The 539-nt window shown below is 71.4% G+C and carries 1 protein-coding gene; it reads left to right on the top strand.

Annotated elements, in window-relative coordinates:
- The coding region (locus AABA78_RS38860; RefSeq protein ID WP_338270586.1) for a condensation domain-containing protein at window positions 1–539 on the top strand (539 nt) is incomplete at both ends.

Genomic DNA, 539 nt, shown 5'->3' with positions numbered 1-539 from the left:
GAAGCGGAGACGGTGCGGCTGGCCACCCGGGAAGCCCGGCAGCCCTTCCACCTCGTCCAAGGGCCGCTGCTGCGCACTGCCCTGCTGCGGCTGGCCGAGGAAACGCACGTCCTCCTCGTGACGATGCACCACATCGTCTCCGACGGCTGGTCCATGGGCGTCCTCGTGAAGGAATTGGCCTCGAGCTACGCCGCCTTCACCGCCGGCCGCGAGCCTTCACTCGCACCGCTGCCGGTGCAGTACGCGGACTTCGCGCTCTGGCAGCGCCAGTGGCTGCAGGGCGAGACGCTGGACGCGCAGCTCGGCTACTGGAAGCGCCAGTTGGCCGGTGCGCCTTCCGCGCTGGAGTTGCCCACGGACCGCCCGCGTCCGCCCGTCCAGTCCCGGCGCGGCGCCACGGTGCCCGTGCACTTCCCTTCGGAGCTGACGGACTCGCTGCGGGGCCTCGCCCAGCGGGAGGGCGCCACGCCCTTCATGCTGCTGCTCTCCGCCTTCCAGCTGCTCCTCTCCCGCTACTCCGGCCAGGACGACATCAGCGT

Origin of the sequence: Corallococcus caeni, from assembly GCF_036245865.1 — a bacterium.
Lineage (GTDB): Bacteria > Myxococcota > Myxococcia > Myxococcales > Myxococcaceae > Corallococcus > Corallococcus caeni.
This window is presented reverse-complemented; position numbering and strand designations above follow the sequence as displayed.